At 46.5% G+C, this 7,214-nt stretch carries 6 protein-coding genes and 1 pseudogene; 2 read left to right on the top strand and 5 right to left on the bottom strand.

All coding sequences use genetic code 11. The features are described 5' to 3' along the window. Nucleotides 1-386 precede the first annotated feature (386 nt). Nucleotides 387-1,436, top strand: coding sequence for a hypothetical protein (locus tag QZ942_RS06770; protein ID WP_292993948.1), 1,050 nt, complete (start codon nucleotides 387-389; stop codon nucleotides 1,434-1,436). A gap of 96 nt (nucleotides 1,437-1,532) precedes the next feature. Here QZ942_RS06770 and QZ942_RS06765 read toward each other — a convergent pair whose 3' ends face one another. Next, nucleotides 1,533-2,936 (bottom strand): S8 family peptidase, encoded by a 1,404-nt coding sequence (locus tag QZ942_RS06765; protein WP_292993946.1) that lies wholly within the window; start codon nucleotides 2,934-2,936, stop codon nucleotides 1,533-1,535. Nucleotides 2,937-3,071: 135 nt separating this feature from the next. Continuing rightward, entirely contained in the window at nucleotides 3,072-3,542 is a 471-nt protein-coding gene (locus tag QZ942_RS06760; protein WP_292993944.1) for a potassium channel family protein, read from the bottom strand. Between the two features lie 171 nt (nucleotides 3,543-3,713). On the opposite strand from QZ942_RS06760, the gene QZ942_RS06755 reads away from it, so the two are divergent. After that, the gene (locus QZ942_RS06755; protein ID WP_292993942.1) at nucleotides 3,714-4,511 is read left to right on the top strand and encodes a YiiX/YebB-like N1pC/P60 family cysteine hydrolase; all 798 of its coding nucleotides are present in this window, start codon (nucleotides 3,714-3,716) and stop codon (nucleotides 4,509-4,511) included. A gap of 19 nt (nucleotides 4,512-4,530) precedes the next feature. Here the strand turns inward: QZ942_RS06755 and QZ942_RS06750 are convergent, their stop codons facing one another. The 3 genes and pseudogenes from QZ942_RS06750 to QZ942_RS06740 form a co-directional block, all read right to left on the bottom strand. Continuing rightward, nucleotides 4,531-6,255 (bottom strand): ABC transporter ATP-binding protein, encoded by a 1,725-nt coding sequence (locus QZ942_RS06750; RefSeq protein WP_292993940.1) that lies wholly within the window; start codon nucleotides 6,253-6,255, stop codon nucleotides 4,531-4,533. 50 nt (nucleotides 6,256-6,305) lie between these two features. Further along, entirely contained in the window at nucleotides 6,306-6,995 is a 690-nt protein-coding gene (gene lolD / locus QZ942_RS06745) for a lipoprotein-releasing ABC transporter ATP-binding protein LolD (RefSeq protein ID WP_292993938.1), read from the bottom strand. Next, nucleotides 6,988-7,214 (bottom strand): annotated as a pseudogene (locus QZ942_RS06740) (lipoprotein-releasing system transmembrane subunit LolC); the annotation flags it as partial. The gene lolD and the pseudogene QZ942_RS06740, both read right to left, overlap by 8 nt.

Raw genomic sequence — 7,214 nt, 5'->3', positions numbered from 1 at the left:
GCTTTGCCAAATCAATACCCATACGTGTAACATTCATTTGACTCCTCCTCTTTTGACTATTCAATGAAAATTATAGTCTGGCACATTACGATGCCGCTTAGTTGGAGGAGTCCATTCCATTGCCCTACATTTTTTCAGCATGCAACATCCAGATATGTGCTGCAACACAACGCACACGATGGCCTACCAATACGGATACGATGCGGCCATGCGCATATTTCTCCCCAATGAAATTTCATTCTGGATACATGTGTACCCAGCTTGCACACGCAGTAATAAAATCCAAAGTTATTCAATCAAATCGGCGATACCATGATAAATTATCAGTATCCTAAAAAAAGCTGTTACGTTTAATTACATTTTTTTCGTCGTACGGGGAGTCATTGATGAACGAGTTTATTACCAAAATTGGGAAATTTGTTTCGATTGAAGCGCTGATAGAAAGAGGTTGGCTAGAGGTTGTACAAATTTTAATGCCTATCTTCATTTTAGTTTTAGTATTCCTTGGGTTGAGTTTTTTTATTCAAAACAAACGATGGAAAACCGCGGCTTCCGTTGTATGCGCTGTCCTGGCACTGGTTTATTTGCCGTATGAGCTCTATCGCCAATCGATTGTATCAGCCAGGGCGGATGCGAATGTTCGGGAGATTCATAGCAACCTGCAGGACATATTAAATTCCGCTAATTTAAGCCATTTGAAAGATGTCGCGGATAAAGAAGTTGCTACCAACATGCTGGATCAACTGATTCTTGGCCTCGATCAGGAGAAGAAAAAAGATCTCCTGCTGATTGCGTGGTTGGTTGCGGAGAATGAGAAAGATGCACTCAATCAGGTCGACGGCAAGCAAAAAGTACTCGCCGATGACATCAAATCGAGCTTGAGTGCGGCCAAAACAGAAATTATCGACTCACGGCCGCCTATTGAGAAAATCTCTGACACAATCGTGAAGAAGCTGGATGATGATGTAAAACAATTAGTCGAAAAGAAGATGCGAGCATTTAAGCAGGAGATTGACAGTTCATTGGATGGCTTCAAAGAAGGTATCAATACCTTTGTTCAAGGCGAACTCAACAACTATCAGGAGAAATTGGCTGGCATTACCCAACAGAATGTTGATGAATTAAAAAATTACTCCGGCAAAGCCAATCAGGCTTTTGCTGAGCAAGCCAAAAAAATCAACCAAGAATCAATGAAGAAACTGGATGAAACAAAACAAAGTATTGATGGAATTGGCGTCACAATTTCGGATATCAATTTAAAGAATATTGCTCAGCAAGTTAAGCAACTTTCGGCTTCGTTAGAAATTGCTCAGAAAAAGAATGACGTTCTATTTGAATATAACGAATGTATGAGAACTGCTGGACTGCTAGATTTAGGTGGCAAGGTAGAACACTGTAAAAGCAAATTGAATCAGGATATGAGCAACCTGAAATAAGCCGCATAAAACAAACTTGAATGGGATGGTTCTGCAGTACACAAAATCCATCCCATCCAAGTTTTAAATTGATACGGTATTTTTTACGCAGCGATTCTATTGACAGAATTCTCCCACATTGAGTCTTCCACCGGTCACTGCCTTCCCAGCTAGCGAGGCCGTAGGAATGGTTTTTTCTAAGATGGCCGCTTTAATCTGCGCCGCGGTTGCGCCGGGATTTCTTGAAGCATAAAGCGCCGCCGCACCCGTTACGTGCGGGGTGGCCATCGATGTTCCGCTGAACGAAGAATATTTATTGTAAGGAACAGCAGACCAAATTCCAGATCCCGGAGCCCCAAGATCCACGGTTGTCGCACCATAATTTGAAAAAGAAGCTCTTGAACCATCACTGGCAATGGCTGCGACCGCAATCACACAGTCGTAATCTTTACCATTCGAGGTACACTGGTAGTTCGAAGGATAATTTGGCGTCGTATCGTTATTATCGCCCACGCCATCTGCGCCGCCATTACTTGCTGCCGCAATGAACAAGATTCCTGCATCTCCTCCTCGGTTAATCGCATCCAGTAAAGCTTGCGAGAATCCGCCACCGCCCCAGGAATTATTCGTAGCGACAATATTTAATCCATGGCGAGTCTTTAAATCAGTTATATAGTCTACCGCTTTAATCGCATTGGCAGTTGTTCCACCATTCTGACCTAAGAATTTAGCGGATATATAAGTAGTATTCCAGTTGACACCGGCGACACCTTTATTGTTACCACCTTTCCCCGCAATTGTGCCGGCGACGTGTGTCGCGTGACTATCAACAAGCCCTTGCAAACCACCGTCATAAATTGTTCTATTATTGCCAGCGAAATCCCAGCCATGAATATCGTCGATCTTGCCATTACCATCATTGTCGATACCGTCGACAGGATCAAAACTGTTTGTCCATACATTTGCGATTAAATCAGGGTGGTTAAATTGAATCCCTTCGTCGATAATGCCAACATAAACGCTATTACTACCCGTGCATCCTGCCGCCCAGGCCTCATCCGCTTGGCTGCCAAAGCCATTTACCGGCGGAGTAGCATCATTTCCATACATTCCCCATAGCGATCCATTGGTGTAATACGTGTCATTTGAAGTTGCCTGGTGCGTGTAAATCCAATTGGGTTCTGCAAATTCAACGATAGAATCATCTTTAAGCAGCCTAATTGCCACATGCTGTGATAAATCTGGTTGAAAACGAACCCTTAGCAAATTCCCACGCCCTTCAGAAGTCATCAAGTGCGTTCTGATTCTCTCCAAAACTTCACCCCTAATTTTACCCAGCACACGATTCTCGTCTTCATCTACACTGTTAGCACGAAACTGGACTAAAAGCTCACCGGGAACAAAATTAGGTTGATTCGAAATAGCCGTAGGATTATTGTTTTCATTTCCCTTTGCTTGCACAGAAGATAATAATGGAAAGAAAGTTAAAGCAGATAATACAACCGTAAGCAAACGCTTCATGCGAGCCTCCTAAAGATTAAATACTGCAAAGTCAAAGTACCCATTCATTTCTTGTTAACGTCAGGGCTATGCGATGTTTTAAGAACTTCTTTTACCTTAAATGCGCATAGGTTTCAAGAAAAAAAACCATGTTTGTCAATCTTTAGAATTGCGTTCCGATTGTGTCAATAGATGCGGCCATAGACGTTGCATCGCCAGAAAGGTAAAAGAAGCCGACCAAGTAATCATCGCTAACCCTGCCAAACCTTCAGCAGCAGTTAATATCCGTATGGCTCCAACCGGTAATAGGTCGCCAAATCCGACTGTCGTATACACAACGGATGAAAAATAAATAAAATCAAACAAACTTCCTTCGGTCATTCCGGTGATATGCCCCAATCCAATGCCATGCTGCATGACGATATAGCCCAAAGCAAATATAAGAATTTCCAGCACATGCGCTACCAGTAATCCAAGCATCACAACCAGCACTCCAATGCGTTTATGCATATGTATACCCACTGTACGGCTTAAGAAACGCAATGCCTCATAATGTAATACTACGCAGACTGTCACGATAACCATGGAGATTGCGAATGCTACTAAGTAGAAAGTATGTTCATTCATTATTAACAGGTAAATTACCTATCACAAACCGCATTGTAGGCACATATAATAGAAGTTGCTTTCATCGAATAAAATTTTGATGTTTACATTGTTCGATGCGTCGCTGTTTTACCTCACATAGCCATGTGAATAGCGGAAACAAGCCAATACTTATCATCATAAGGAGAATTCATGGGCCAGGTAACTGAAATTGTAGGCCGTGGTCTGGCACGGTTCCTAACCAAGCCGGTGCGCCAAAGCACTCAGGTCGCTACGATCAGCCAGGAAAAACTCGCAACAGCCTTGCAACCCGGAGATGTCTTATTGGTTGAAGGAAATACCCGTGTCAGTGTCGCTATCAAATATCTTACGCAATCCACCTGGTCACATGCAGCCCTGTACATCGGCGACGTATTACCTTCCAACACTCCCTGGCAGCTTCCGCAGGTACTGATTGAAGCCGATCTGAAGGAAGGAGTGCGCGCAATAACATTGGCACACTATGCGCAAATGCACACCCGGATTTGCCGTCCTGTCGGTTTGAATGATGAGGATCGCAAGCGGGTTGTCGATTATGTCATTGCACGCATCGGCCAACACTATGACCTCAAACACATTTTCGATCTCCTACGCTATCTTCTACCCACTCTACCCGTTCCCACGAGATTCCGCAGACGCCTGCTGGCCCTAGGCAGCGGCGACCCGACGCGCGCAATCTGTTCAACCTTGATCGCACAGGCTTTCGAATCGGTGCGCTATCCGATCTTACCGGAGATTCAACGCGCCTGGTCAGATGATCCGATGCGCGCTGATTGCTATGCAGAGATCTATCACATACGCCATCACAGTCTGTACACACCGCGCGATTTTGACATATCACCCTTCTTCGATATTATCAAACCAACAATTGAAAATGGCTTTGACTACCGCTCACTCGCCTGGAGTGATGCTACTCACCTCGAGCAGATTCCATGCAAATCAACCGAGTGAATAGCATTTAAATTGATTGCTAACTGCTGAGCTCGTGATTCATGTGCACTGCCTGTGATAATGGTTCCGCCACGCCATTGGAAAGTATAAACACACGATCTGCCGCATTGATGACAGCCGGTTGATGAGAAACAGCAATAACCGTCAAATCTTTGGCTAGATTCTGTAGCGTTTCGCAGATAGTTTTTTCGCTTTCAGGGTCCAGTGCGCTGGTAGGTTCATCCAGAATTAAGAAGGATGGGCTGTGGGCCAGCGCCCGCGCAATGGCGACACGCTGGCGTTGTCCGCCGGAAAGTAACCCGCCGCGCTCACCCACAACCGTTTGCAATCCTTCCGGCAAAGCACTGACAAAATCCCATGCGCCGGCCTGGCGTAGCGCTCGTTCTGCATCGGCGGCAGTCAATGCGGGCTCTCCGACCAAAATGTTATTCATTACCGTGTCATGCAACAAAATAGTGTCTTGCGAGACATAGCCAATCATGTGGCGCCATTGGCGCAGATTGATGTCATGCAGCGATATGCCGTCAATCTGAACTTCGCCGGATTGCGGCTCGGCCAATCCACAGAGGAGATCCAGCAAAGTACTTTTACCGGCGCCGGATGGCCCCATGACTGCAGTGAATGAGTTGATCGGTATTTCGATATTCAGATCTTTGAAAATAGTTTTCTGGCCATACTCAAATTTAACATGCTGCAATGTAATGCCTTTTTGCAGCGTAGGTTGCAGTGTTCCCGTTGCCCTCTCTGCCGCCGCACGAGCATCTTCGGCAGCCTTACGTAAAGCCCAGTAAGCGCTTTCTTGCGCGGCCAGTTGCTGGTGTCTGCGCTGTGTTTTATTCAGTAATCCCAGAATACGTGTCAGCAAAAAAACCATCAGCATGACTTCCGGCAAGGATAATTGCCACACCACCAAGGCCAGATATAAGCCGCTGGCTGTCAGAGCAGCTAGTATGGGTTCCTGCAGCGCGGTTAGCGCAGCTCGATTCATCACTTCCCGGCGCGTGGCTTTTTCCAGGTGTTGCGTCTGTTCGTGCAAAATAGCGTCGGCTACGTTATCTCGCGCCATGGCTTTCAGCGATTTCACCGAACTGAGCACATCGGATAAGTATGTTAATAAATTACGTAGCAATTGGGTTTGCTTGTTCCCTGCACGCCGGGTTGCGCTGACTAAGCGATTCAGCACAATTAATAGGAATAAGCCGATAATTAATGAAGCCAGTGTCGCTTCCCATGAAATAAACAATGCTACGACGGCGTATACCAGCACTTGAATGGCGAGTGCCAGCACATTTACGCTGTGCTCAAAACCGTTGGCTGCGCGATACGCTTCCGTCGCAACCGAGTTGGCGAGTGATCCAACGGGTTGCCGCAAATAGTATTGCCACTTGCTGGCGAGCAAAGCTTCAATCAGATCCAGGCGTAAGGCCGTCGCCACATGTGCAACGGTGTAACCTACCTGGCGATTAGCCAACAGCAACACCACGCCTTTGAGAAACATACCGCCAACGATAATGATCAAGATCGCATCCAACGTGGGTTCAATGCCGATATCTTGCAGCGCTTTCTCCATGAATTTACCGATGCCCGAATCGCCCGATTCGCCTGAATCACCGACAGCGATCGACAATAAAGGCAGCAGTGCCGTCAAACTCAGCCCTTCAGCGATACCGGCAACCAGCAGTGCAATCAGAACAAAAGCGCTGCGCCGGGGAAAGACCATGATGTACGTAAATAAAGTACGCATAAGCCGGCTATAAAAATGGATGAGAGGTCGGTGGTTTGTTTACGTAGTCGTTATGCATGGGGGATATCGCATAAAACGCCGTCGATCAATTGCTTGATTTGTTGGGCCCGATTGGCAAGGCGGGAATCGTGCGTGACAATGACCAGGCTGGCATTAATTCTATGGTTCAACTCCAGCATCAAATCAAAGACGCTTTCAGCCGTCTGCCGGTCAAGATTTCCGGTAGGCTCATCAGCCAGAATGCAGGCAGGTTGTGTAACCAATGCACGCGCAACCGCAGCGCGCTGACGCTCACCGCCGGATAATTCACCCGGCGTATGTGTCAGACGATGACTCAATCCAACTTGTTTCAAAATATCTTCTGCCCGGTCATACGCTTCCCGGTTCGGCAGGCGACGAATCAGCAGCGGCATAGCCACATTTTCCAGCGCGCTGAATTCCGGCAACAAATGATGAAACTGATAGATGAAGCCGAGCGAACCATTACGTAACCGGCAGCGCTCTTCTTCATTGATTTGCGCGATATCTTGTCCGAGAATCCGGATATTCCCGCTTGTCGGCGCATCCAATCCGCCCAGTATATGCAGCAACGTGCTTTTACCGGAACCGGAGGCACCGACAATCGCCAACATTTCTCCTTTAATCAGATCCAGATTAACGCCTTTCAATACCGGAACTGCCAAATCACCCTGAGAAAACTGTTTAACCAAATTGCGGCAAGAAATAACGGTATCATTCATAGCGTAACGCCTCCGCCGGATTCACTTTGGAAGCACGATAACTGGGATAAATCGTTGCCAGCAGACTGAGGACAAATGATGTCACAGCAACGGTGGTGATATCTGCCATCTGTGGATCGGTTGGAATGGTGCTGATGTAATAAATTTCTCGCGATAAGAACTGAACGTGGAACAAACTTTCAATAAACGCCACCACCTCACCCACGTTGTAGGCTAACA

Source organism: Nitrosomonas sp. (genome assembly GCF_021731985.1).
Taxonomy (GTDB): Bacteria; Pseudomonadota; Gammaproteobacteria; order Burkholderiales; family Nitrosomonadaceae; genus Nitrosomonas.
This window is presented reverse-complemented; position numbering and strand designations above follow the sequence as displayed.

Bases quoted from the DNA above. Each gene is read 5' to 3' on its own strand.
- QZ942_RS06770 (WP_292993948.1), top strand. From the start codon at position 387: ATGAACGAGTTTATTACCAAAATTGGGAAATTTGTTTCGATTGAAGCG.
- QZ942_RS06765 (WP_292993946.1), bottom strand. From the start codon at position 2,936: ATGAAGCGTTTGCTTACGGTTGTATTATCTGCTTTAACTTTCTTTCCA.
- QZ942_RS06760 (WP_292993944.1), bottom strand. From the start codon at position 3,542: ATGAATGAACATACTTTCTACTTAGTAGCATTCGCAATCTCCATGGTT.
- QZ942_RS06755 (WP_292993942.1), top strand. From the start codon at position 3,714: ATGGGCCAGGTAACTGAAATTGTAGGCCGTGGTCTGGCACGGTTCCTA.
- QZ942_RS06750 (WP_292993940.1), bottom strand. From the start codon at position 6,255: ATGCGTACTTTATTTACGTACATCATGGTCTTTCCCCGGCGCAGCGCT.
- lolD (WP_292993938.1), bottom strand. From the start codon at position 6,995: ATGAATGATACCGTTATTTCTTGCCGCAATTTGGTTAAACAGTTTTCT.